This window comes from Streptomyces sp. 15-116A, from assembly GCF_025290915.1.
Lineage (GTDB): Bacteria > Actinomycetota > Actinomycetes > Streptomycetales > Streptomycetaceae > Streptomyces.
In genome coordinates, this window is record NZ_JAOCQE010000073.1 from 1 (window position 1) to 25300 (window position 25300).

Here is a 25300-nt window from a genome sequence, read left to right on the forward strand (position 1 = left end):
GGCGTCGTACCGCCACTCCAGGAGCAGTAGCCGCGCCTCCCGCAGGCGCCGTGCGAAGGCGTAGCCGCCCACCTCGGGCGGCAGTCCGGCCAGCGGCTCACCCCGCCACAGGGCGAGCGCGGCCGTGCACTCGCGCGCCACGCGCCCCCAGTCGCCCGCGGTGTGCGCGGCGCGGGCCGCGCCGACGTGGGCGTCGAAGACATGGACGTCCAGCTCGCCCTCGCCGACGCGCAGCAGATAGCCGCTCGGCACGGTGACCAGCCGGTCGGGATCGTCGAGCAGCCGGCGCAGCCGGGCCACGTGGTTGTGCAGCGACGGCTGCGCGGAGGGAGGCGGCGCCCCGCCCCACATCGCGTCCTTGAGCGCCTCCAGCGACACGACGCGCCCGGCGCCGAGCAGCAGCGCGGCGAGCAGCGTGCGCACCTTGGGACTCCCGATGTCCCGTACGGCCGTCCCCGCGCCGGAACCGTCAGCGGCGTCGGCGTACAGAACGGGCGTCCCCAGCAGACCGAACCGCAGCTCGCGCCGTATCACGCCGCACCACTGCCTTCCCGCCCACCGCCCCCGGACCGGCTCCGGACGCATCGGCCGTACACGCGTCCCGCACCGGACACTCAACGGAGAACCTTTGGCCACATGTTAGCGATCCGTTGGCAAGATCTGATGTGATCACAACATCGGACCCGGCCCGGGGGCGCGCGCGTGATCACGCGCAACTCGGGGGAGTGCCGCCGCCGCGGCCCGGTCCGATCGCGGGGGACCCCCGGTCGGCAGAGGTGAACGACCGGGCCCCTCGTCCCCCGCTCAGGGCACCCAGTGCCCGGGCCCGCCGCCTCGCCACTCGACCAGCTCCGACTGCCGCACCCAGTCGTCGTCGACCTCCTCGAGCCCCGCGAGCCGCAGGAACTCGACGACATCGAGCACCCCGTAAGCCATCCCGATAAACCGTGCCCCCACACGCACCCGCCGCCCACCGTCGGAGGCGGGCGGGTAGATCACGACGGGCTGATCATCGACCATGACACCAGAGTGCGCCGCGAGCACCAGGGACGCATGACGGAGGCGTGCCCCGGCCGCGCCTCCGAGCCGGCTGGGGGACGTGAGAAGAGTCCTCGGCCCGCAGATCGTCGCCCACGGCCTCACGCAAGCGGGCGGGCGGCGGCTCTCACCGACGCATCCGCTATACGAAAAAGACCCAGCTCAAGGGCACGGAGCTGGGCCTTTTCGGAGAGCCGCCTTCGGGATTCGAACCCGAGACCTACGCATTACGAGGGCGGTAGAAATCGTGACGGACCGTGCCACGCGATCGCATGAGATCCAGTGGCAGGGGCGACGAACCGGCCTACAAGCTCGGTGGCGACGCCATGGTCACACGGCTTGTCGAGATCCCACATACGAGACCGATCGCCATCATCCGTGGTCATCCCACCCACACGCCTGACGCCGACGAGCACAGCGGCACCCACAGCAACACCAGCAGGTCGACGAAGGGCGGCTTCCTTCCGTCTCGGGCGTGACAGCCGCCGGCTCGTCGACACCCGCGGGCTCCCGTACGTCGATGTGGAGTAGTTCGAGGAGATCGGCGGTGACGATCCGGTAGGCGTTGCCAGCAGCAGGACCGTGCACGGATACATCACCCAGGATCTGTACCCCGCGAGCCAATCCGCCACCTGCCTTCGGCCAAGCCGCACCTCGCAGAATCACTCCCCAATAACAAGAGTTTTGTTAATCTGGCTCCATGGCCACCATCCCAGACCCTGCTCCCGGCGAAGGTCCCGTTCGCCCGGTCTCCGTCTCCCTCCACGAAGGCACCATCGCGGCCCTCAAGGCGCGTACCGGTAAGCGGGGCATGTCCGCCTACGTCGAAGCCCTCATCCAGCGACAGCTGGAGCGCGACCGGCTGCGCGAACTGATCGAGGACGCCGAAGCCGAACACGGCCCCGTCGACCAGGCCGCGGTCGAGGCCAAGCGGGCCGTCCTGCGCGGTGACGCAGCCGGCTCGGCGGATGCCGCGTGAGCGGTACCCTCGTCCTCGACTGCGAGGGCCTGTCCAAACTCGTACGACGCGCCCCCGAACTCACCGAATGGCTAGCTGCCGCCGAAGCCGAAGACGTCCGCGTCATCACCAGCTCCGTCACCCTCGTCGAAGCCCGCGACCCCAAGACCAACCAGGCCCGCTTCGACTACGCCGTCTCCCGCGTCAACATCATCCCGCCCACCGAAGCCATCGCCCGCCACGCCAGCAAACTCCTCGCCGCAGCCGGACTCCACGGCCACAAGTACGCCATCGACGCGATCGTGGCCGCTACCGCGATGGCCTCCCCCTCTCCCGTGACCGTCCTGACCTCGGACCCCGAGGACCTCTTGATGCTGTGCGGCCCCGGCGTCCGCGTGATCAAGATCTGACGCAGTGCGATTCCCGGGCCAGTCGCGAGCTTCAACTCCCTGCTGATCGACGCAGTTCTCTCCTCTCATCTCGGCGCCCGCTGTCGGTGCACTGAAGTACGCTGTCTTTCCGTACGGTCCGGACCGCCGGCAGCACCGGGGGCACCAGCCGCGGCTCACACTCTTCCCCGTCCGGGAGCGCGCCAGTACCGCGCTCACCAGCGGTGATCTCCTTCTTCGCATGCGCTCCCGCAAGGTTGCGCACCCAACGCGTCCCCGGAGTCTCCCGCATGGCCACTGAGCCCGAACTCACGCCCCTCTTCGACTTCCTGTGCGAGCACAGCACCAGCAAGAGCCGCGTGATGGCCTTGATCGGTCCCTACCACGGCTCTCGATCCCTCACCGGAGTGTTGACCTGCAAGGACAAGAACCACGCATACCAAGCGGTCCAGCTACTGCGCCGCGCGCTGGCCTCCCGCGACACCGCCGCCGTCGAGGAGGACCTGCATGCCCTGGCCTCGGCACTGCCCGACGCCCCCGCCAGTTCTCTGCGAACGGCGACGGCCCACGCGGCCTCAGGAACCTGGCCCGCCCCCGCGGGCACAACGTTCTACCCGCCTGACGAAGATCTTGGGGAGGCCGAGGAGACGCCTGGCGACGAGACCGCCACCTCGCCCGAGTCAGAAACGCCTGAGGGGGCACGTCTGAAGGACCTGCGGGGAAAGGTCGTACGCATCGCCCATCTACGCGAGTTCCACATCACTGACGAGGATGCACTCATACGGGCGGCCATGGATGAGGGCTGGGAGCCGTTGCCTGCATCCGAGTTGGACGAGGACGATCCGCGTGACCTGATCGGCGCCGTGATGACGCTCACCGAGAGTGGTGGCTGGATAACCGGGGCGGACACCCTGGAGGACCAGAGCGAGGCAAGGCTGCTGTGCGTCGAAGACGGCGATGAGCTCACCGACTGGAGCCCCGTCCCGGTGACAGCCCATTTCCACCACGGCTGGCGACTGCATCGGCCAGCCTCCAACACACCGATCGAAGAGGAGCAGCAGCCCGACCTGGTCGCGCTGTTCCCCGTCAAGGAGTGTTCGTGCGAAGACGAGGAGTGCGAGGACTGCAGCTGGCAGTTGACCCCTCGCACCGCCGATCTGCTCCTGACATCACTGAGCATCCTGGCCGACCAGGCCTACGACGATGCCGACGAGCTGCGCGACCAGCCCGTGACCAAGCAACGCCCAGGCAACTGGGAGTTGTTCACCCGCCTGCCCTCTCTCACTTGGTCCGCCGACCGGAGCTGGCGCCGAAGAATGGCGCGAGCCTTCGACGACCTATCCGATGACCTGGAGCACGGCCGGTGGCCCCAACCCTCGTGCACGGCCGAGGAGATGGCTCTGCACTTGGCGATCGAGGATGCGCCCAGCTACCTGGACGACATTGACACGAGCGATACCGCACACACTCACTTGCCCGAGCACCGCGACGACTACGACTGGAACGCCTGCTCCGATCTGTTCTTCCAGGACCATGACGTACTCATGCTGTTCGACGCACGCCTCGACGGCATCGAGGACCCGGACGGCGACGTGAACCAGCACCTGGGCATGGGCGACCTGCGCGCGGCAGCGTGGTTCGAGTCGTTCGGTTACCCGCCCGCCCGGGACCCCAAGCGCGGTTTCCGACGCTGACCAACGCTCTCGTGGCGCCTGTGCCACCTCTGGCTAAGCGGGGGCCACGAGAGCGGAAGAAGTCGGAAGTTCCGGCAGGACCAACCATCAGGAGGACAGCACAAGAGACCAGGTCAGAGCGGGTCTGACCTGGTCTTGAATGGAGCCGCCTTCGGGATTCGAACCCGAGACCTACGCATTACGAGTGCGTTGCTCTGGCCATCTGAGCTAAGGCGGCGTGCCGTGCGCACCATGGTGCGATCAGCGACGTCGGTAAGTCTACACAGTTTCGGAGGGTGCTTCGTACCTGCCCCGGGGGCGGGGGCCGGGGCCCGCCCCCGAGGGCTGTCGCAGGTGTTATGAGCAGCGCTTTCCGTCCGTGGGCGGGGTGCCGCGGAGCAGGTAGGCGTTGATCGTCGCGTCGATGCACCGGCTGCCCCGGCCGTACGCGGTGTGGCCGTCGCCCTCGTAGGTGAGGAGGCGGGCCGAGGAGAGCTGGCCGGAGAGGGCCTGGGCCCAGCGGTACGGGGTCGCCGGGTCGCGCGTGGTGCCGACGACCACGATCGGCGCCGCGCCCTTCGCCTCGATGCGCTGGGCCTCGCCCGTGGCCGCCACCGGCCAGTACGCGCAGTTCAGCGCGGCCCACGCCAGGCCCTCGCCGAAGACGGGGGACGCCTTCTCGAAGTCGGGGAGCGCCTCGCGCACCTCGTCCGGGGACGCGAAGGCGGGCGGCAGGTCCAGGCAGTTCACGGCCGCGTTGGCGAACATCAGGTTGGTGTACGTGCCGTCGGCCTCGCGCTCGTAGTAGCTGTCGGAGAGCAGCAGGAGTCCCGCGCCGTCGTTCTCCTTCATCGCCGAGGTGAGCGCCTCGCGCAGCTGCTGCCAGGCGCCCTCGTCGTACATCGCCGCGATCACACCGGTCGTGGCCAGGGACTCGGTCAGCCTGCGGCCGTCGGCGTCGCCGGCGGGGATGGGGCGGGCGTCCAGTTCGTCGAAGAACGACTTCAGGTTCTTGCCGACCGTCTCGGGCGCCGTGCCCGCGCCGCCGAGCGGGCAGTCGCTCTGCCGCACGCAGTCCTTCGCGAAGGCGGTGAACGCCGTGTCGAAGCCCGCCGTCTGCTCCATGTTCAGCCGTCGCGCGGGCAGCGACGGGTCCAGCGCCCCGTCCAGCACCAGCCGACCCGCCCGGTCCGGGAAGAGTCCCGCGTACGTCGCGCCGAGGAAGGTGCCGTACGAGGCGCCTACGAAGTTCAGCTTCCGGTCCCCCAGCGCAGCGCGCACGATGTCCATGTCCCGCGCCGCCTCCACCGTGGACACATGGCGCAGCAGCCTCGGCGCGTCCGCCCCGCAGCCCTCGGCGAACCTGCCGAACGCCTCCACCAGTGTGTCCGCCTCCCGCTCGTCGTCCGGGGTGAGGTCGGTCCGCGTGTACGCGTCCATCCCGGGTCCGTCCAGGCACTCGACGGGCTCGCTGCGGGCCACGCCCCTCGGGTCGACGGCCATCATGTCGTAGCGGGCGCGCACCTCGGCCGGATAGCCGATGCCGGCGTACGACTGGAGGTAGCCGACCGCGGAACCGCCCGGCCCGCCGGGGTTGACCAGCAGCGAGCCCAGCCGCTTCCCCGGGCCGGTGGCCTTCTTGCGGGACACGGCGAGGCGTACGTCACCGGCGGAGGGGTCGGCGTAGTCCAGCGGGGCCTTCAGCGTGGCGCACTGGAAACCGGGGACGCCGCAGTCGCGCCACCTCGGCTTCTGCTCGTAGTACGACGTGAGCGCCGCCGGTGTGGAGCGGGGCAGCGGTTTCAGCGCCGGCACCTCCGCGGCCGGGCCGGCGGAACTCGCGGTGCTCGTCGTGCTCCCGGAGGAGCAGCCGGCCGCCAGCAGCGCGGCGACGGCGAGCAGCGTGGCTGCGGTTCGGGTCCTGCGGAGGGTGCGCCTTGTGTACATCCTGCGAGCGTAACTCTGTGCAATGGCTTGAGTGCCGTGCGTGCGGCTTGTGCCTCGTACGAGTTACGGAGCGGGTGCGGGCGCCGGGCCTTTCCAGGCTGCCTCAGCCGGTGTCCGCCGGTGTCAGCCGGCTCTCAGGGCCATCGTCATCGCCTCCACCGCGAGGAGCGGGGCCACATTGCGGTCGAGGGCGTCGCGGCAGGCGGCGATCGCCTCGATGCGGCGGAGCGTGGACTCCGGGGAGCTGCCGCGGGCCAGCCGCTCCAGGGCGTCCTGCACCTCCGTGTTGGCGATGGCGAGGCGGGAACCGAGCTGGAGGGCGAGGACGTCGCGGTAGAAGCTGGTCAGGTCGGTCAGGGCGACGTCGAGGCTGTCACGCTGGGTGCGCGTTCTGCGGCGCTTCTGCATGTCCTCCAGTTCCTTGACCACGCCCGCGATGCCGCGCGGCAGCCGGCCGCCCTGGGCTGCGCCGAGCGCGGCCTTCAGCTCGTCGGTCTCCTTGGTGTCCATCTCCTCGGCGAGCTGCTTGGCGTCCTCGGCGGCGGCGTCGACGAGCTCCTGCGCCGCTCTGAGCGCGCCGCCGATGTCCTCGACCCGCAGCGGCAGCTTCAGCACGGAGGCGCGGCGTTCGCGGGCGGCGGGGTCGGTGGCCAGGCGGCGGGCCCGGTCGACGTGCCCCTGGGTGGCGCGGGCCACGGCGGCGGCGACGTCGGGCTCGATCCCCTCCCGGCGTACGAGCATGTCGGCGACGGCGTCCACGGACGGGGTGCTCAGGTTGAGGTGGCGGCAGCGGGAGCGGATCGTCGGCAGGACGTCCTCGATGGACGGGGCGCACAGCAGCCACACCGTGCGGGGGGCGGGCTCCTCGACGGCTTTGAGGACGGCGTTGGCGGACTTCTCGTTCAGCCGCTCGGCGTCCTCGACGAGGATGATCTGCCAGCGGCCGTTCGCCGGGGCGGTGAACGACTTGCGGACCGTGTCGCGCATGTCCTTCACGAGGATCTCCGCGCCGACGGCGGCGACGGAGGTGACGTCGGCGTGCGTGCCGATCAGGGCGGTGTGGCAGCCTTCGCAGAAGCCGCAGCCGGGGGCTCCGCCGAGCGCCCGGTCGGGGCTGACGCACTGCAGCGCGGCGGCGAAGGCCCGCGCCGCCTGGTTGCGTCCCGCGCCGGGCGGGCCGGTGAACAGCCAGGCGTGCGTCATCTTCGACGCCTCGGGCGGAGGGGCGTCGGCCGCCGCGGCGGTGACGAGCACGTCGGCGTCCCGAGCGGCGGCGGCGAGCTGCTCACTCACCCGCTCCTGCCCGACGAGGTCGTCCCACACGGTCATGGCTCACGCCACCCTTCGCTCACATCCGGTCTGCGGAATCCATTGTGGGGGTGCCCACTGACAGTCCGGGCCGAGTCGCCGACGCGATCAGGCAGTATGCGCGCGTCGCCCGTGGTGCCGCGCCGTAGGACGCCTCGGCGGGAGCGCGAGGCTCACGGCGGGGCGCCGGACCGGCGCGGCCGCGCTAGCGGCCGGCGTGCGCCGGTGTGCGCCGGTGTGCGTGGGTGAGCGGTGGCCGTCGTCGGTCGTCCGTCAGCGCCGGCGCCCGCCGCGGCCCCGTTCGTCGTCCTGGTCGTCCTCGTGCGGGCCCAGCAGTTCGTCCGCCAGGGTCGGCAGGTCGTCCAAGGGCGTTTCCTCGGCCCAGTCCGAGCGCCGACGGCGTGTGCGAGGGGCCGGCTCGGCGTCGACCTGGGGGAGCTCGCGTGTGCTGCCCTCCGTGCCGTCGGCCGGGTCGGCCGGGGGCTCGTCGCGGAAGTAGCCCGGTGGGACCCGGTCCGCGCCCGGTCCCTCACCCTCCCCACGCACCGGAGGCAGTACGGCTGTCTCGTCGGCCGCGCCCGGCGCCACATCATCGGTGGCCGGTCGAACGGGAGGCAGCACCTCGGTCTCGTCCCCAGCAGCGGGACGAACGGGAGGCAAGACCTCCGTCTCGTCACCGGCACCGGCACCGGCACCCGAGCCGACCGGCGGCAGTACCGCCGTCTCGTCAGTCGCCCCCGGAGGGACCGGCGGCTTCGGCAGTTCCGCCGTCACCTCGGACTCGGAGACACCGGGCCGACGCGCGGGCTGCGTCGCGTCGCCGCGCCCGCCACCCCGGCGAGAGCCGCCGGCGCCCCCGTCGTCCCCAGCCTCCGGCACCCGCCGAAGCACCGTCGTCTCGTCCGCCGTACCGCCACCCGGCACGTCCCGCGACATCCCCTCAGGGGACACCGGGGGCACCGAGACCGCGTCCTGAGTCGGCGCCCCCTGCGAAGCAGAGGGAGAGCCAGCCGACGCGACCCCTTCCGCCGCCCCCGTCGGACCCTTCGGCCCCGCCTGCGCCGCGGCCGCCGCCGCTTCCGCGAGGCGCCGGGCCTCCTCGGCGCGCAGCAGCGCCTCCTCCGCCTTGCGCTGCTTCTCCAGGCGCTGTGCCTCCGCCTCGGCGCGCAGCCGGGCCTCTTCCTCGGCCTGCTTGCGCCGGCGTTCCTCCTCAGCACGGCGACGGGCCTCTTCCTCCGCCCGCGCCTGCTCCTCGGCGAGGAGCCGCTGACGCTCCTCCTCGGCACGCCGACGCGCCTCCTCGGCGCGCCTGCGGGCCTCCTCCGCCTGCCGTTCGGCCTCGCGCCGCTGCGCCTCCTCCAGCTCGCGCCGCTTGCGCTCCTCCTCCTCGGCACGCAGCCGCGCCAGCTGCTCCTGGCGCTCGCGCTCCAGGCGCTCCTCCTCGGCCTTGCGGGCGGCCTCCTCCTCGGCACGCCGCCGGGCCTCTTCCTCGGCCTTGCGCCGGGCCTCCTCGCGCGCGGCGATCTCGGCCTCGGACAGCGGCAGCACCTGGTCGAGGCGGTGCCGGATGACGGTGGTCACCGCCTCCGGCTCCTGGCCCGCGTCGACCACCAGGTACCGGCCGGGGTCGGCGGCGGCGAGGGTCAGGAAACCGGCCCGCACGCGCGCGTGGAACTCGGCCGGCTCCGACTCCAGCCGGTCCGGCGCCTCGGTGAACCGCTCACGCGCGGTCTCCGGCGCCACGTCGAGCAGCACGGTGAGGTTCGGGACCAGTCCGTCGGTCGCCCAGCGGTTGATCCGGGCGATCTCGGTCGGTGACAGGTCGCGTCCGGCGCCCTGGTAGGCGACCGAGGAGTCGATGTACCGGTCGGAGATGACGACCGCACCTCGCTCCAGGGCGGGTCGTACGACGGTGTCGATGTGCTCGGCCCGGTCGGCGGCGTAGAGCAGCGCCTCCGCGCGGTGCGAGAGCCCGGCGCTCGACACGTCCAGCAGGATGGACCGCAGCCGCTTGCCGACCGGTGTCGCGCCCGGTTCCCGGGTGAGGACGACTTCGTGGCCCTTGGCCCGGATCCACTCGGCGAGCGCCTCGGCCTGCGTGGACTTGCCGGCGCCGTCGCCACCCTCCAGGGCGATGAAGAAGCCGGAGGCAGCGGGCCGCTGCTCCGGGTCGTCGCCGCCGCGCAGCGCGTCGCGCAGGTCGTGGCGCAGCGGCACCCCGGAGCGGTCGTCGACCTTGGCCAGCACCAGCGCGGCCACCGGCAGCAGCAGGGCTCCCACCAGCATCAGCGTGAACGCGGCTCCGCCGTGCGCGAACACGAACCGGCCGTTCTCCAGCCGGTGCGGTCCGATGCCCGAGGCCACCAGCGGGGCGATCACCGCGCCGAGCGCCACGAAGACCCGCACGACCGCGTGCAGATGCTCCGTCGTCCGCACCCTCCGCTGGTCCTCGGTCTCCTGGTCGAGCAGGGTGTGCCCGGCGTTGGCCGCCACTCCCGCGCCGGCACCGGCCAGCGCCATGATCAGCAGCACGCTGGTGACGTCCGGCACCAGACCGGAGGCCAGCAGCGCGACGCCGGTGAAGGCGAGGGCCAGCGCGAGCAGCCGGCGCCGCGACAGCGCGGGCAGCAGGGACGGCGCCGTACGGATGCCGATGACGACGCCGCCGGTCAGCGCGCCCACCATCAGGCCGTAGAGCACGGGGCCGCCGCCCAGGTCCTTGGCGTGCAGCACCGACACCGCGACGGAGGCCGAGACGGCGGCGGCGACGGACGCGGACGCGAACACCAGCAGCGGTATGGCACCGGTACGGCCCTTGTCGGAGCCGGTGGTGCTCTTGGGGCGGCGCAGCCCCTCCAGCGGCGACCGCGCGCGCGGGGTGCGCGTGTCGGGCAGCTCCAGGAAGGTGACGACGGACAGCGACGCGGCGAACAGTCCGGCGGCGACGTACGAGGCGAGGGCCGCCTGATGCTCGCCGAACCACTCGATCCCGGTGCCCAGCAGATTGTTGAACAACGCCGCCACGACCAGCGCGAGCGCCGCGAGCGGCACCGCCACGAAGCCCGTACGCAGGGACAGGCGGCGCAGCGCGTCCATGTGGTCCGGCAGTGGCCGGATCGACGCGCCCTCCGGGGGCGGGGCGGGCAGCAGCGCGGGCGCCGCGCTCTCGCGGCAGACCGTCCAGAACCGCTCGGCCACCGATGTCACGAACGCGGTGACCAGCAGGACGGCGGGCGCGTCCTCGGGTGTCCAGTCGATCCACAGGGGCGCGACGATCAGCAGCGCGGCCCTCACCCCGTCCGCGCCGATCATGGTCCAGCGGCGGTCCAGCGGGCCGTCCTGCGAGGTGAGCGAGGTGAGCGGGCCGAGGAGGACGGCGCCGAAGAGCAGAGTGGCGAGGATCCGCACGGCGAAAACGGTCGCCACTGCGAACGCCACGCCTCGGTAGCCACCGCCGAAGGAACCCTCGGCGACCGCCGCCTGGACCATGAGGAGGACCAGTACGAGGAGGGCGAGGGTGTCGCCGACACCGCCCACGAGCTGCGCACTCCACAGCCGCTTCAGCTGCGGCCGGCGCAGTAGCGCGCGGACGGCGCGCTCGCGGGAGTCCGCGACCAGGGCGTCGTCGGGGGCCGGTTGAGGGGCCGTTGGCTGCTCGGCTCGCGTCATGCTTTCAGCCTATCGGCCCGCACCGACAGCCCGGGGCGCCCATCCTGACATGGGCACGCCCCGACACCGAAGTGTTGCCGGGGCGTTCGCATTCCGAACCCACGGCGAAGAGCCGCACCGCGAGACGGACGCACCATACGTGTTCTGAGAGACCCTCAGCCCACGCCCGTCGCGCCCTCGGCACAGCTCGCACCCGACGCCGCCGATCCGCGCGCCGGTGGTCCTCCGCGCCGTCAGTCCCGCGCGCCGGTGGTCCTCCGCGCCGTCAGTCCCGCGCGCCGTCGGCCGGCCGCGCCGTCAGTCCTCCGCGCCGTTCGAAGCGGTCGCCTTCTTCGCGGCCGTCTTCTTCGCCGTGGCCGAAGCGCTCGCCGTCTTCTTCGCGGTCGTCGTCTTCTTCGCGGCTGTCTTCTTGGCGGCCGTCGCCTTCTTCGCCGGAGCCTTCTTGGCGGCCGTCTTCTTGGTGGTCGCCTTCTTCGCGGTCTTCTTGGCGGGCCCCTTGGCGCGCTTCTCCGCGAGCAGCTCGAAACCGCGCTCCGGGGTGATCGTCTCCACACTGTCGCCGGAGCGCAGCGTGGCGTTGGTCTCCCCATCGGTGACGTACGGGCCGAAGCGGCCGTCCTTCACCACGACCGGCTTGCCGCTGACCGGGTCCTCGCCCAGCTCCTTCAGCGGCGGCTTGGCGGCCGCCCGGCCACGCTGCTTGGGCTGGGCGTAGATCGCCTGAGCCTCCTCCAGCGTGATCGTGAAGATCTGGTCCTCGGACTGCAGCGACCGCGAGTCCGTGCCCTTCTTCAGGTACGGGCCGTAGCGGCCGTTCTGCGCGGTGATCTCCTGCCCGTCGGCGTCGGTGCCGACCACGCGCGGCAGCGACATCAGCTTCAGGGCGTCCTCGAGCGTCACCGTGTCCAGGGCCATCGACTTGAACAGCGACGCCGTGCGCGGCTTGACCGCGTTCTTGCCCGTCTTCGGGGTGCCCTCGGGGAGGATCTCCGTGACGTACGGGCCGTAGCGGCCGTCCTTGGCGACGATCGTGTGCCCGGTCGCCGGGTCGGTGCCCAGCTCGAAGTCGCCGCTCGGCTTGGCCAGCAGCTCCTCGGCCAGCTCGACCGTCAGCTCGTCGGGCGCCAGGTCGGCCGGGATGTCGGCGCGCTGGTGCTGCTCGGTGTCCTTCTCGCCGCGCTCGATGTACGGCCCGTAGCGCCCGACCCGCAGCACGATGTCGTTGCCCACCGGGAACGTCGACACCTCGCGGGCGTCGATGGCGCCCAGGTCGGTGACGAGCTCCTTGAGGCCGCCCAGGTGGTCCCCGTCGCCGTTGCCGGCCTCGGCGGCGCCGCCGTTGTGGGTGCCCTCGCCGAAGTAGAACCGCTTCAGCCACGGCACGGCCTGCGCCTCACCGCGGGCGATGCGGTCGAGGTCGTCCTCCATCTTGGCGGTGAAGTCGTAGTCGACGAGCCGGCCGAAGTGCTTCTCCAGCAGGTTGACCACGGCGAAGGACAGGAAGGACGGCACCAGGGCCGTGCCCTTCTTGAACACATAGCCGCGGTCCAGGATCGTGCCGATGATCGACGCGTACGTCGACGGGCGGCCGATCTCGCGCTCCTCGAGCTCCTTGACCAGCGAGGCCTCGGTGTAGCGGGCCGGGGGCTTGGTGGCGTGCCCGTCGACCGTGATCTCCTCGGCGGTCAGGGCGTCGCCCTCGGCGACCTGCGGCAGCCGGCGCTCGCGGTCGTCGAGCTCGGCGTTCGGGTCGTCGGCACCCTCGACGTAGGCCTTCAGGAAGCCGTGGAAGGTGATCGTCTTGCCGGACGCGGTGAACTCGACGTCACGGCCGTCGGACGCGGTGCCGCCGATCTTCACCGTGACGCTGTTGCCGCTCGCGTCCTTCATCTGGGAGGCGACGGTCCGCTTCCAGATGAGCTCGTACAGCTTGAACTGGTCGCCGGTCAGCCCGGTCTCCGCGGGCGTACGGAAACGGTCGCCCGAGGGGCGGATCGCCTCGTGCGCCTCCTGGGCGTTCTTCACCTTGCCCGCGTAGGTGCGCGGCTGCGGCGGCAGGTAGTCGGCGCCGTACAGCTGCGTGACCTGGGCGCGGGCGGCGGCGATCGCCGTCTCGCTCAGGGTCGTCGAGTCCGTACGCATATAGGTGATGTAGCCGTTCTCGTACAGCTTCTGCGCGATCTGCATGGTGGCCTTCGCGCCGAAGCCGAGCTTGCGGCTCGCCTCCTGCTGCAGCGTCGTCGTACGGAACGGGGCGTACGGCGAGCGGCGGTACGGCTTGGACTCGACGGAACGCACGGCGAACCGCGTGTTCTCCAGGGCGGCGGCGAGCGCGCGGGCGTTCGCCTCGTCGAGGTGGAGGGTGTTCGCGCTCTTCAGTTGTCCCAGGGAGTCGAAGTCGCGGCCCTGCGCGACCCGCCTGCCGTCGACGGACTGCAGGCGGGCGACCAGCGACGAGGGATCTGACGCGTCACCCGCGCGGCCGGTCGCGAAGGTGCCGGTGAGGTCCCAGTACTCAGCAGAACGAAACGCGATGCGCTCGCGTTCCCGCTCCACCACGAGCCTCGTCGCGACGGACTGGACGCGGCCGGCGGACAGCCGGGGCATGACCTTCTTCCACAGGACCGGCGAGACCTCGTAACCGTAGAGACGGTCGAGGATGCGGCGGGTCTCCTGGGCGTCGACCAGCTTCTGGTTGAGCTGACGCGGGTTGGCCACGGCCTCGCGGATCGCGTCCTTGGTGATCTCGTGGAACACCATGCGCTTGACCGGGATCTTCGGCTTGAGGACTTCCTGCAGGTGCCAGGCGATGGCCTCGCCCTCGCGGTCCTCATCGGTGGCGAGGAAGAGCTCGTCGGACTCCTTCAGCAGGTCCTTGAGCTTCTTGACCTGGGCGCGCTTGTCCGCGTTGACCACATAGATCGGCTGGAAGTCGTGTTCGACGTCCACACCGAGGCGGCGGACCTCGCCGGTGTACTTCTCGGGCACCTCGGCGGCGCCGTTGGGAAGGTCGCGAATGTGTCCGACGCTCGCCTCGACGGTGTAGCCAGGGCCGAGATAGCCCTTGATCGTCTTCGCCTTGGCAGGCGACTCGACGATGACGAGTCGGCGGCCGCCCTTCGCGGTCTCGCTGGTCGGGGACAACTTCGCTCTTCTCTCCGGATCGACGCTGGGGCCTCCCCAGGGCGGTCCTCCCGGGGCTTGGACAAGGTGACGCTGCGGAGTGTGACGGTACATCCCGCCCCCGTGTCAAACGGGAAAAGCCCGCAACGGCCACTCGAACGGTAACCCGACTACCGCCGTTCCTGCCGCCCGGAGTGTCCGGAGCCTGCACACCGAAATGCGGAGCGCAACATTTCGGTTACCTGCCGCGGCGCCGGTCGTACGCCTCTTACAGGCGGGTGAGACACCACGTGCCGAGGGCCAGGGAGATCACCGCGGCGAGGCCGGCGACGGCGACCGATGCGACGGGACTCACACCGTGGGCGACGGGGCGCCGCTGCCGCGCCCGGGTCGCGGTCCAGGCCAGCAATCCGGCTCCGAACAGGCAGAACACCGTCCCCGCGAAGATCGCCGGTCCACTCTCCATGATCTCCGAGCCCTTCTCCCGCGTCCGCCCACAGCCGACCACAGCGCACACTGCCACGCCCGGGCAGCGATCAGACGAACCCCGGGTGAACGCGGAGACGCCGCCGCGGCGACACGGACGGAACGTTGTCCACCCGACCGCCGGTGGCGGGCCTGAGAACGACGCGAAAGTTTTTGTCGGCGGCATGTGTCAGGCGGCGGAGCGCGTACGACGGTGGCGGCGGGGCGGACGACGCTCGCGCGCTGTCGCGGACGACGGCTACGGCGTGGGCACGCACGCCACGGCTGCGGCTTGGGGGCGCACGACGGGATCACGGCGGGGGCGGGACCACGCTAGCGCCACTGTCACGGACGACAGCTACGGCGCGGGCGCAGACGACGCAATTGCGGCGGGCCCACACGACGGAGTTACGGCCAGGGCCCAGACGTCGTCACGGCCAACGCATGGCCTGGTGGGTGCACGCGACGGCTGGGCCCTGGGCCGTACGACGAACAGCTGGCCCTGGGCGACGAAACGAGCGCCCGCGGCACCCGACCCAAGTCCGTCCTGCTCTCCGCGGCCCGGTCTTGCCCCGTCCCACAGGGCCGATGCACGGCCGACTCCCCTTACTCGACACCGAACCAGGCCGCTCCCATCAGCCGAATAGACGCCGACCAGGACCCATCCCACTCAGCCCACCCCGACGCGCACTTCACAGCCCGCCCCGGCTCACTCCCCCTCAGCCGGCCAGCCCAGCCGCCCCCGCCTCAGCCAGCCGGCTCCAGGAACCCCTGTTCCACCAGCAGCCGGATCTGGGCCGGTGTGCGGTCGCGGAGGACGACGGGGTCCTCGCCGAGGAGCTGGGCGATGGCGTCCAGGATGCGGCCCGCGCTCATCGTGCCGTCGCACACGCCGGCGAATCCCGCGCCGACCGTGTCGACCTTGGTGGCCCGGCGCATCCCACGGTTCTGGCGCAGCACGACGTGCTCCGGGTCCTCCGCGCCGGGCAGCCCCACCTGCTCCTGCACCACCTCGCCGGCCAGCCGGAAGCTCGCCTCCAGCAGCGCCGCGTCGTCATGCGTCCGCAGATAGTCGAGCCGTTCGAAATGCGCCCGCACCGTCTCCCCGAGCGGCTGCTCGACCGGATGCGGCCACTCCTCCACGGTGACCGAGGGCACCACCGAGCCCGACTTGCGCAGGGTGATCCAGCCGAAGCCGACCGCCTTCACCTTGCGCGCCTCGAACTCGTCCAGCCACGCGTCGTACCGCGCCTGGTACTCGGCGACGTCCCCGCGGTGGTCGCCCGCGTCCCGCAGCCACAGCTCCACGTACTGCGTGATGTCCTGCATCTCGCGCTGCACGATCCACGCGTCGCACCCGCGCGGCACCCACGACCTGAGTCTGTCCTGCCAGTCCTCCCCCTCCACGTGCTCCCAGTTGGCGAGGAACTGCGCGAACCCGCCCTCGTTCAAACGGTCCCCCGCCTCCTGAACGATCGTGCGGCACAGATCGTCCCCGCTCATCCCGCCGTCCCGGTAGGTGAGGCGGGCGCCCGGCGAGATCACGAACGGCGGGTTGGACACGACGAGGTCGAACGTCTCGTCGCCGCGGACCGGGCTGAACAGCGACCCCTCGCGCAGATCGGCGGCCGGGGCGCCGGACAGGGCGAGGGTCAGCGCGGTGATGTGCAGGGCGCGCGGGTTGACGTCGGTCGCCGTCACGCGCGTGGCGTGCCGGGAGGCGTGCAGCGCCTGGATGCCGGAGCCGGTGCCGAGGTCGAGCGCGGAGGAGACCGGCGTACGGACGGTGATGCCGGCCAGGGTCGTGGACGCGCCGCCGACGCCGAGGACGACGCCCTCGTCGCGGCTGCCGATGCCACCGGCGCCGCCGACCGCGCAGCCGAGGTCGGACACGATGAACCAGTCCTCGCCGTCCGCCCCGCCGTACGGCCGTACGTCCACGGTGGCGGCGAGCTCGTCCGCGCCGACGCGCCTGAGCCAACCGCTGTCCAGACAGTCCTCGACGGGCAGGACGTCCGCCACGCGCGCGTGCGGGACGGGCTGCTGGAGCAGGAAGAGCCGTACGAGCGCCTCCAGCGGTGTGTCCCCGCGGGTCGCCCGGAGCGCGGGCACGGTCTCGCTGCGGGCCAGCGCCGCGTAGGCGGGGGCGCCGAGCAGGTCGAGCAGTCCGTCGGCGGTGAAGGAGGCACCGAGCAGCGCCTCCCGCAGCCGTGCGGCGACTTCGGGACGATCGGACGAGGGCAGGGGCGGCAGACCGGCTTCACTCACGCCCCCATTGTGGCCGCCCGCGCCGGCCCCCGCGCCCCACCGCCCCGCTCGCGGGACATGCCCTGCGTTCCTCAGCTGTTCGTGGCCCCCGCCGAAGCCGTCGCCGACTGGCAGCTGGGCTGGCGGGACATCGCCTCGCCGACCTCGCCCTCCTCCAGCGTGCGCAGGGCGTCGCTGCCGCTCTTGCTGAGCTTGTCCAGCTCGGTGGCGATGTCCTTCAGACCGTCGGCGAACTTCGCCTGGTCGTCGGTGTCGAGGCCGTCGACCTGCTTCTTCAGGGAGGCGTACGACGCGGAGATGCTGTTGAGCTCCTTGACCGCGTCCTGCTGCTTCTGCTCGCCGTTCTCGACGTCCGGCGCCCCGGCCTTGTTCACGGCGGCGCCGATCGCCTTGTACGCGTCGGACATGTCCTGGAAGGCCTTCGAGTCGGTCTTCTGGACCTCCTCCGGGGTGCTGTTGTCCGAGGTCTCCTTCTGGATCGCAGCGTTGGCGGCCTCGATCTTCTTCGCCTGCGGCTGCACCGCGTCACAGACCTGCTCGGCCCAGGAGTCCAGCTTCTCGTTGGTGTCGTCGCCGCCGCATCCCGTCAGCGCCAGTACCAGTACCGCACCGCCGGACAGTGCGGCCGCGAGCTTCTTGTTCACCGGTTTGGTCCCTTCCATGGCTCTCGGCCCCGGAACATACACGCCAGATGGGCGACGCCCACCCGTCGGACATCCCTTAAGACACGTTTATAACCATTTGCACCAAGCGAGAGAAGGCTCACGGCAGCGGCGCACCCCGCACGGCACGGGCGGGCGACGCGTCAATACGCGCCGCCCGCCCGCACCTTGAGCTGGGGCTGGACCTCCCGTCACACGTGTCCCCTACGAAACCACCGCCGCATCCGGTGACTTGGGTTCCGGTTCGGAGTTGTCTTCGTCACCCACGGCGATGCCGCGCCGCTTGGACGCGTACACCGCGCCGATGATGACGACCACCGCGAGGACCGCGATCAGCACCCTCATCCCCACGCTCTTGTCCGGCCCGTAGGAGAAGTTGATGACCGCGGGCGCGATGAGCAGCGCCACCAGGTTCATCACCTTCAGCAGGGGGTTGATCGCGGGCCCCGCCGTGTCCTTGAAGGGGTCGCCGACGGTGTCGCCGATGACGGTCGCCGCATGGGCCTCGCTGCCCTTGCCGCCGTGATGGCCGTCCTCGACGAGCTTCTTGGCGTTGTCCCAGGCGCCACCGGAGTTGGCGAGGAACACCGCCATCAGCGTGCCCGCGCCGATCGCGCCCGCGAGGAAGGCACCGAGGGCGCCGACGCCGAGCGTGAATCCGATGAAGATGGGCGCCATGACGGCGAGCAGACCGGGTGTGGCGAGCTCCCGCAGGGCGTCCTTGGTGCAGATGTCGACGACCTTGCCGTACTCCGGTTTCTCGCTGTAGTCCATGATCCCGGGCTTCTCACGGAACTGCCGCCGCACCTCGAAGACCACCGAACCCGCCGACCGCGACACCGCGTTGATCGCCAGCCCGGAGAAGAGGAAGACGACCGCCGCGCCCGCGATGAGCCCCACGAGGTTGTTGGGCTGCGAGATGTCCATCATCAGGCTCATCGGCGCGCCCTCACCGCTGAGCTTCTCGCCGACGTCTCTGGCGCCGGTCGTGATGGCGTCCCGGTACGAGCCGAACAGCGCCGACGCCGCGAGCACGGCGGTGGCGATGGCGATGCCCTTGGTGATGGCCTTGGTGGTGTTGCCGACCGCGTCCAGGTTGGTGAGCACCTGGGCGCCGGCGCCCTCGACGTCGCCGGACATCTCGGCGATGCCCTGCGCGTTGTCGGAGACCGGCCCGAAGGTGTCCATCGCGACGATCACACCGACCGTGGTGAGCAGCCCGGTGCCGGCCAGCGCCACCGCGAACAGCGCCAGCATGATCGACGTACCGCCGAGCAGGAACGCCCCGTAGACACCGAGGCCGATCAACAGGGCGGTGTAGACGGCCGATTCCAGGCCGACGGAGATTCCGGCCAGGACGACGGTGGCCGGGCCGGTGAGCGAGGTCTTGCCGATGTCCCTGACGGGGCGCCGGGTCGTCTCGGTGAAGTAGCCCGTGAGTTGCTGAATCAGGGCGGCGAGCACGATGCCGATGGCCACCGCGACCAGCGCGAGGATCCGCGGGTCGCCGTCCTTGCCCTGGATCGCCGCGTCGGTGACGCCGTCGAGGTCGGCGTACGACGACGGCAGATAGATGAACACCGCAACGGCGACCAGGACCAGCGAGATCACCGCGGAGATGAAGAAGCCGCGGTTGATCGCGCTCATGCCGCTGCGGTCGGCGCGGCGCGGGGCCACCGCGAAGATGCCGACCATCGCGGTGAGCACACCGATCGCGGGCACGAGCAGCGGGAAGGCCAGCCCGGCGTCGCCGAACGCCGCCGAGCCGAGGATCAGCGCGGCCACCAGTGTCACGGCGTACGACTCGAACAGGTCGGCCGCCATGCCCGCGCAGTCGCCGACGTTGTCGCCCACGTTGTCGGCGATGGTCGCGGCATTGCGCGGATCGTCCTCCGGAATGCCCTGCTCGACCTTGCCGACCAGGTCGGCGCCGACGTCGGCGGCCTTGGTGAAGATGCCGCCGCCGACCCGCATGAACATCGCGATCAGCGCGGCCCCGAGACCGAATCCCTCGAGCACCTTCGGCGCGTCCGCCGCGTACACCAGCACCACGCAGGCGGCGCCCAGCAGGCCCAGCCCGACGGTGAACATGCCGACGACGCCGCCCGTACGGAAGGCGATCTTCATCGCCTTGTGCGAGACGGCGGTCAGATCCTTTTCCGGCTCGCCCGGTGCCGGGGTCGCCTCACGGGCCGCCGCGGCGACACGCACATTGCTGCGGACGGCGAGCCACATGCCGATATAGCCCGTGGCCGCCGAGAACGCCGCTCCGATCAAGAAGAACACCGACCGTCCGGCACGCTGATTCCAGTCGTCCGCGGGCAGCAGCATGAGCAGGAAGAAGACGATCACGGCGAAAATGCCGAGGGTGCGCAGCTGGCGGGCCAGATAGGCGTTCGCGCCCTCCTGGACCGCCGCGGCGATCTTCTTCATGCTGTCGGTGCCCTCGCCGGCCGCGAGTACCTGGCGAACCAGGACGCCCGCGACCACCAGTGCCGCCAGTGCCACGACGCCGATGACCACCACGAGTACGCGGTTGTCGTCGGTCAGCACGGCGGCTGCGAGGGAGGTGGTGTGGCCCGACTGATGTGAGATGGAAAGCCCCGCCATTCGTCCTCCTTGACGCTTGGGCTGAGCTCAAGATGTGGACGGGATTGTAGGTACCGGAACCTGATCAAAACAGAGCGCGTTAAATGTAAATGGCCCGCGCGGTAATGCCTCGGAGGCATTTACTTGATCGCACCACTATCGATTGATTGATCGTGAATGAATTCACGCGATCAATCGCACAGAGACCACTGTAAGCGCGGGCACTGACACCCGCACATGCCGAAGGGCCCCACGGGTGGGGCCCTTCGGAGAGGTATGACTGTTCGGGTGAACCCGAAGCGGGTGCCCGTAAGCCGGGTCAGTCGATCAGGGTGGGCGGCGGCGTGGTGGGCCACCTCATGCGGATCGACCCGCCGTGCTCCCCGGCGCTGACCTCGACGTCGTCGACGAGGCCGCTGATGACCGCGAGGCCCATCTCGTCCTCCTCGGGCTCCGCCTCACCGCCGCCGGAGCCGCCCGCGGACGCCGGATCGCCGGGGACCGCATGCGGCGCCTCGTCGCCGACCTCGATGGAGAACTGTTTCTCCTCCTCGATCAGCAGCACCTTCACGGGTGCCGAGATCCCGCCGATCTGGTGCAGTCCGACGGCCCGTGAGCACGCCTCGCCTACGGCGAGCCTGACCTCGTCGAGGACGGCCTCGTCCACTCCGGCCCTGCGCGCCACTGCCGCCGCCACGAGCCGGGCGGTCCTGACATGCTCGGGCAGCGCGCTGAAGCGGAGTTCAACGGTGGCCATGCATCCCCCTCGCAACTTCGGGCGTGCTGCGGGGAGACCGGACCGCCGAAACGTCCGGTCCCCGCGTGCATTGCTTCTCCCGCCCGGGCGCGTCGGTCCGGGCGCGATGGTCAGTCGGTGGCCGCAACCGCTTCCTCGACCGAGGTGTGGATCGGGAACACCTTGGTGAGGCCGGTGATGCGGAAGATCTTGAGAATGCGCTCCTGGTTGCACACCAGGCGCAGGGAGCCCTCATGGGCACGCACCCGCTTCAGGCCGCCGACCAGCACGCCGAGCCCGGTGGAGTCGAGGAAGTCGACACCCTCCATGTCGACGACAAGGTGGAAACTGCCGTCGTTCACCAGCTCGACCAGCTGCTCGCGCAGCTTGGGCGCGGTATATACGTCGATTTCGCCACCGACCCTGACGATCGTGCGATCGCCCATGGTCTCGGTCGACAGGGACAGGTCCACGGATCCTCCAGCACCTAGCTATCGAGCGGTCGCCCTTGGGGCATCTCGGCTCAGCCCCCGGGACGGTTCGCCAGCCGCGATGGCATTCAATCACTTACCGGCAGGCGTGCACGACGCCTTGGCTCCATTGTCCGTCACGCCAGTGACACACTCGGTGCCGATGGCCAAGAATCACCGATCCGATCGACCCCCGACCGGCACCACGCCCCGGCCCGCGCCGGGCGTGGTCCTGGACCGGCTCGCGTCCGGACCGAGCCGGGCTTCGCGCATCACTCATACGGAGCACTTGCCCCCGCGCGCGGGTCGCCATGCCGTCTGGCCGGACCGGATCCGTGCCGAGGTGATCGCCGCCGTGCAGGCGGCGGACATCGAACACCCCTGGGCCCACCAGGCACGGGCCGCCGAGCACGCCCTGGACGGCGAGTCGGTCGTGGTCGCCACCGGCACCGCCTCCGGCAAGTCCCTGGCCTACCTGACACCCGTTCTCTCCACCCTCCTGGACGGCGCCGAGGCCCCCAACGGCCGCGGGGCGACCGCCCTGTACCTGGCGCCCACGAAGGCCCTCGCCGCGGACCAGTGCCGGTCGGTGAAGGAACTTTCACAACCACTCGGCCATTCGGTGCGCGCCGCGGTCTACGACGGCGACACGCCGTTCGAGGAACGCGAGTGGATCCGCCAGTACGCCAACTACGTGCTGACCAACCCGGACATGCTGCACCGGGGTGTCCTGCCCTCCCACCCCCGCTGGTCCTCCTTCCTGAAGTCGCTGAAGTACGTCGTCATCGACGAGTGCCACACCTACCGGGGCGTGTTCGGCTCACATGTCGCCCAGGTGCTGCGCCGGCTGCGCCGCCTGTGCGCCCGCTACGGCTCCTCTCCCGTGTTCCTGCTGGCCTCCGCGACCGCCGCCGAGCCCGCGGTGGCCGCCCGCCGTCTCACCGGGCTGCCGGTGGTCGAGGTGGCCGACGACGCCTCACCACGCGGTGAACTGGTGTTCGCCCTCTGGGAACCGCCGCTCACCGAGCTGCACGGCGAGAAGGGCGCCCCCGTCCGCCGTACGGCCACGGCCGAGGCCGCCGACCTGCTGACCGACCTCACTGTGCAGGGCATCCGCTCGGTCACCTTCGTACGCTCCCGGCGCGGCGCCGAGCTGATCTCGGTGATCGCCCAGGAGCGCCTGGCCGAGGTGGACCGTTCCCTCGCCCGGCGTGTCGCGGCGTACCGGGGCGGCTATCTCCCAGAGGAGCGCCGCGCCCTGGAACGCGCCCTGCACTCCGGCGAACTCCTCGGCCTCGCCGCGACGAACGCCCTGGAACTCGGCGTGGACATCTCCGGCCTGGACGCCGTGGTGATCGCCGGCTACCCCGGCACCCGCGCGTCCCTGTGGCAGCAGGCCGGGCGGGCGGGGCGGTCCGGTGAGGGTGCCCTCGCGGTCCTGGTCGCCCGCGACGACCCGCTGGACACCTTCCTCGTGCACCACCCCGAGGCCCTGTTCGACCGGCCGGTCGAGTCCACCGTCCTGGACCCGGACAACCCCTACGTGCTCGCCCCGCACCTGTGCGCGGCGGCCGAGGAACTGCCCCTGACGGACGACGATCTCGAGCTGTTCGGCCCCGCCTGCGCGGAGCTGCTGCCGCAGCTGGAGGCCGCGAAGCTGCTCCGCCGCCGGACGAAGGCCTGGCACTGGACCCGCCGCGAGCGCGCCGCCGACCTCACCGGCATCCGCGGCGAGGGCGGACGGCCGGTCCAGGTCGTCGAGGCCGGCACGGGACGGCTGCTCGGCACGGTCGACGCGGGCGCCGCACACACGACCGTCCACGAGGGCGCCGTCCACCTGCACCAGGGACTCACCTATCTCGTCCGCTCCCTGGACCTGGAGGACTCCGTCGCCCTGGTCGAGCAGGCGAACCCGCCGTACACGACGGTCGCCCGTGACACCACGTCGATCTCCGTCCTGGAGACGGACACCGAGATCCCGTGGGGCGACGGCCGCCTGTGCTTCGGCTCCGTCGAGGTCACCAACCAAGTGGTCTCCTTCCTGCGTCGGCGTGTCATGACCGGTGAAGTGCTGGGCGAGACGAAACTCGACCTCCCTCCTCGTACGCTGCGCACCCGCGCGGTGTGGTGGACCGTCACCGAGGACCAGCTGGACCGGGCCCGGATCAACCCGGAGATCCTCGGCGGCGCCCTGCACGCCGCCGAGCACGCCTCGATCGGCATGCTGCCGCTGTTCGCGACCTGCGACCGCTGGGACATCGGCGGTGTCTCGATCCCCCTGCACCCCGACACCCTGCTGCCCACCGTCTTCGTCTACGACGGCCATCCGGGCGGCGCGGGCTTCGCGGAACGCGCGTTCCACACCGCCCGCGCCTGGCTCACCGCCACCCGCCAGGCCATCGCCTCCTGCGAGTGCGACGCCGGCTGCCCCTCCTGCATCCAGTCCCCCAAGTGCGGCAACGGCAACGATCCGCTCCACAAACGGGGCGCGGTGCGCCTGCTCACGGTGCTGCTGGAGGGGGCACCGACGGAGAAGGAGGCCGCGGAGGGGGTGCGTCCGGGTGAGACGGGCGGCCGGGCCGGGATCCCGGGATCAGAGTCGGTCTGAGACTCGGGACCAGGGTCGGCCCGCATTAAGGTGCAGGTCGGCCGAAGAATCAGGGTCCGCCGGGAGGATCAGGGTCGGCCGGGGCGTCAGGGTCCGCCGGAATCCCGGGTGCGGAGGAGTCCCCGGGATCCAGCGCCCCCGGGGGTCCCGCCCGCGCCCTGACCTCCGCCGTGAACGGAGCCCGGCCCGCCGACACCGACACGTCGGCGATCTCACCCTCGACCGTGCACCGCACGAGCCGTGTGTCCTGCGCCCTGGCCACTCGCTCGGCGCGGGCGCAGGCCGCCGTGCCGCCCTGGGTCCAGTGGTCCGCCGCCGCGAGCGCGGCCAGGTCGGCGCCTCCGGCCGCGCGGTGCCGGACCACGACCGCGTGACCCAGGGCGAGTACGACACCGAACACGACACACAGCACGGCGATCGCCCCGACGCTCCACACGGTCGCCGACCCTCGGTCGGACCGCCATGTTGAACCACGCCCACCGGCTTCGTGCGGGCACCCCCGCTCGTCATGTCTCACGGCCCCACCCCCACCGTCTCCTCCACCGCCGCCACGGCCTCCTCCCGTACGTCGAACGGCAGTCCCTGCACCATCCGTGGCCTCGCCTCGACGACCACCCGCACCTGTTCCGCGCCCCGGCTCACCGTGACCCGTGCGCCGGGCGGAGCCGCCTCGCGGGTGACCGCGACGACCGCGTCGGGCGGATCCTGCCGGGCCGCCGCCCGGGCGCCCGCGCGGGCGGCGTCCACGCACTGGATCTGCGCCGCCACCACCAGCAGCCCCCACACCAGCGCCGTCGCGAACAGCACCAGCACGGGAAGCACCAGGGCCGACTCCGCCGTCACGAACCCCCGGTCGGCGCGCCGCTCACATTCGGCCATCGAGCGCCTGCTGCACGATGTTCCGCAGCGCCGTGCTGACCGGTCCGCTGGTGACCACCTTGTAGAGCACCACGGCGAACGCCACCGCCGCCACGATGCCCATGGCGTACTCGGAGGTCACCATCCCGGCGTCCCTCCGCCTCGCACGCGCCCTGCCCATCAGGGCACGCAGTCGTGCCCGTACCGCCTGATACATCTCAACCCCCGTAAGGAAAGGTCCTGTTGCTGTCTTCGCTGCTCAGATAGCCATTGCTGCTGTGATCGCTCGTACTGCTGCGATCGCCCGTACCGCTCCGATCGCTCATGCCTCCGCCGTCATCGACCACCCCCTCCCAGCACCCCGCCCGCCAGCCCGATCACCACGGGCAGCACGCCCACCGCGACGAACGCGGGCAGGAAGCACAGCCCGACCGGCGCGCTGACCATGACGGCCGCCCGACGTGCCCGGGCCGTCGCCGCGCGGGCCCACTCGGCGCGGGCCTCGGCGGCGAGGCGGGCCGCTGGCGTGGCCAGGGGAA

19 protein-coding genes, 1 tRNA gene and 1 pseudogene are annotated in these 25300 nt (G+C 71.3%); 4 read left to right on the plus strand and 17 right to left on the minus strand.

The genetic code is table 11. From position 1 onward, the window contains the following. Positions 1-585: BTAD domain-containing putative transcriptional regulator (locus tag N4P33_RS14835; protein WP_260827024.1), on the minus strand; the 585-nt coding region annotated here is incomplete at its 3' end. A 219-nt stretch (positions 586-804) separates the two neighbouring features. Then, a complete protein-coding gene (locus tag N4P33_RS14840) occupies positions 805-1020 on the minus strand; it encodes a hypothetical protein (protein ID WP_260827026.1) in 216 nt (71 codons plus the stop codon). A gap of 718 nt (positions 1021-1738) precedes the next feature. On the opposite strand from N4P33_RS14840, the gene N4P33_RS14845 reads away from it, so the two are divergent. The 3 genes from N4P33_RS14845 to N4P33_RS14855 all read left to right on the plus strand — a co-directional run bounded on the left by N4P33_RS14845 (position 1739) and on the right by N4P33_RS14855 (position 4079). Continuing rightward, positions 1739-2017 (plus strand): hypothetical protein, encoded by a 279-nt coding sequence (locus N4P33_RS14845; protein WP_260827028.1) that lies wholly within the window; start codon positions 1739-1741, stop codon positions 2015-2017. Then, on the plus strand, positions 2014-2406 hold the full coding sequence (locus tag N4P33_RS14850) for a type II toxin-antitoxin system VapC family toxin (RefSeq protein ID WP_260827030.1): 393 nt from the start codon (positions 2014-2016) through the stop codon (positions 2404-2406). Before N4P33_RS14845 ends, N4P33_RS14850 begins: the two co-directional genes overlap by 4 nt. A gap of 269 nt (positions 2407-2675) precedes the next feature. Continuing rightward, a complete protein-coding gene (locus tag N4P33_RS14855; protein WP_260827031.1) occupies positions 2676-4079 on the plus strand; it encodes a hypothetical protein in 1404 nt (467 codons plus the stop codon). A gap of 140 nt (positions 4080-4219) precedes the next feature. Here the strand turns inward: N4P33_RS14855 and N4P33_RS14860 are convergent. The 11 genes from N4P33_RS14860 to bldG all read right to left on the minus strand — a co-directional run bounded on the left by N4P33_RS14860 (position 4220) and on the right by bldG (position 21298). Continuing rightward, positions 4220-4296, minus strand: a tRNA-Thr gene (locus N4P33_RS14860). 119 nt (positions 4297-4415) lie between these two features. Then, on the minus strand, positions 4416-6005 hold the full coding sequence (locus N4P33_RS14865; protein ID WP_260827032.1) for an alpha/beta hydrolase: 1590 nt from the start codon (positions 6003-6005) through the stop codon (positions 4416-4418). Positions 6006-6128: 123 nt separating this feature from the next. Continuing rightward, entirely contained in the window at positions 6129-7334 is a 1206-nt protein-coding gene (locus N4P33_RS14870; protein WP_260827034.1) for a DNA polymerase III subunit delta', read from the minus strand. A gap of 252 nt (positions 7335-7586) precedes the next feature. Continuing rightward, entirely contained in the window at positions 7587-10982 is a 3396-nt protein-coding gene (gene tmk / locus N4P33_RS14875; protein ID WP_260827036.1) for a dTMP kinase, read from the minus strand. A gap of 297 nt (positions 10983-11279) precedes the next feature. Beyond that, positions 11280-14126, minus strand: coding sequence for a type I DNA topoisomerase (gene topA / locus N4P33_RS14880; RefSeq protein ID WP_260827038.1), 2847 nt, complete (start codon positions 14124-14126; stop codon positions 11280-11282). Between the two features lie 247 nt (positions 14127-14373). Continuing rightward, on the minus strand, positions 14374-14571 hold the full coding sequence (locus N4P33_RS14885; protein ID WP_260827040.1) for a hypothetical protein: 198 nt from the start codon (positions 14569-14571) through the stop codon (positions 14374-14376). A gap of 746 nt (positions 14572-15317) precedes the next feature. Then, the gene (locus N4P33_RS14890) at positions 15318-16838 is read right to left on the minus strand and encodes a class I SAM-dependent methyltransferase (RefSeq protein ID WP_260827042.1); all 1521 of its coding nucleotides are present in this window, start codon (positions 16836-16838) and stop codon (positions 15318-15320) included. 71 nt (positions 16839-16909) lie between these two features. Beyond that, entirely contained in the window at positions 16910-17500 is a 591-nt protein-coding gene (locus N4P33_RS14895; RefSeq protein WP_260827044.1) for a small secreted protein, read from the minus strand. 204 nt (positions 17501-17704) lie between these two features. Further along, complete coding sequence (locus tag N4P33_RS14900) at positions 17705-20110, minus strand: sodium-translocating pyrophosphatase (RefSeq protein ID WP_260827046.1); 2406 nt, start codon at positions 20108-20110, stop codon at positions 17705-17707. Between the two features lie 298 nt (positions 20111-20408). Next, positions 20409-20846: an ATP-binding protein gene (locus N4P33_RS14905; protein ID WP_260827048.1), complete on the minus strand. Its 438-nt coding sequence runs from the start codon at positions 20844-20846 to the stop codon at positions 20409-20411. A 110-nt stretch (positions 20847-20956) separates the two neighbouring features. Continuing rightward, a complete protein-coding gene (bldG, locus tag N4P33_RS14910; RefSeq protein WP_003991900.1) occupies positions 20957-21298 on the minus strand; it encodes an anti-sigma factor antagonist BldG in 342 nt (113 codons plus the stop codon). Between the two features lie 79 nt (positions 21299-21377). Between bldG and N4P33_RS14915 the strand changes: the two genes are divergently transcribed. Continuing rightward, a complete protein-coding gene (locus tag N4P33_RS14915) occupies positions 21378-23903 on the plus strand; it encodes a DEAD/DEAH box helicase (protein ID WP_260827060.1) in 2526 nt (841 codons plus the stop codon). Between the two features lie 49 nt (positions 23904-23952). Here N4P33_RS14915 and N4P33_RS14920 read toward each other — a convergent pair whose 3' ends face one another. From N4P33_RS14920 to N4P33_RS14935, 4 genes and pseudogenes are all read right to left on the minus strand, one after another. Then, positions 23953-24420, minus strand: coding sequence for an Rv3654c family TadE-like protein (locus N4P33_RS14920; RefSeq protein ID WP_313904516.1), 468 nt, complete (start codon positions 24418-24420; stop codon positions 23953-23955). Further along, complete coding sequence (locus tag N4P33_RS14925; RefSeq protein WP_260827064.1) at positions 24417-24782, minus strand: TadE family type IV pilus minor pilin; 366 nt, start codon at positions 24780-24782, stop codon at positions 24417-24419. The genes N4P33_RS14920 and N4P33_RS14925 overlap by 4 nt, the downstream gene beginning before the upstream one ends. Continuing rightward, positions 24769-24978 carry a DUF4244 domain-containing protein gene (locus N4P33_RS14930; RefSeq protein ID WP_260827066.1) on the minus strand — a complete coding sequence of 70 codons (210 nt, stop codon included), beginning with the start codon at positions 24976-24978 and terminating at the stop codon, positions 24769-24771. Before N4P33_RS14930 ends, N4P33_RS14925 begins: the two co-directional genes overlap by 14 nt. A gap of 119 nt (positions 24979-25097) precedes the next feature. After that, positions 25098-25300: pseudogene (locus tag N4P33_RS14935) on the minus strand (hypothetical protein); the annotation flags it as partial.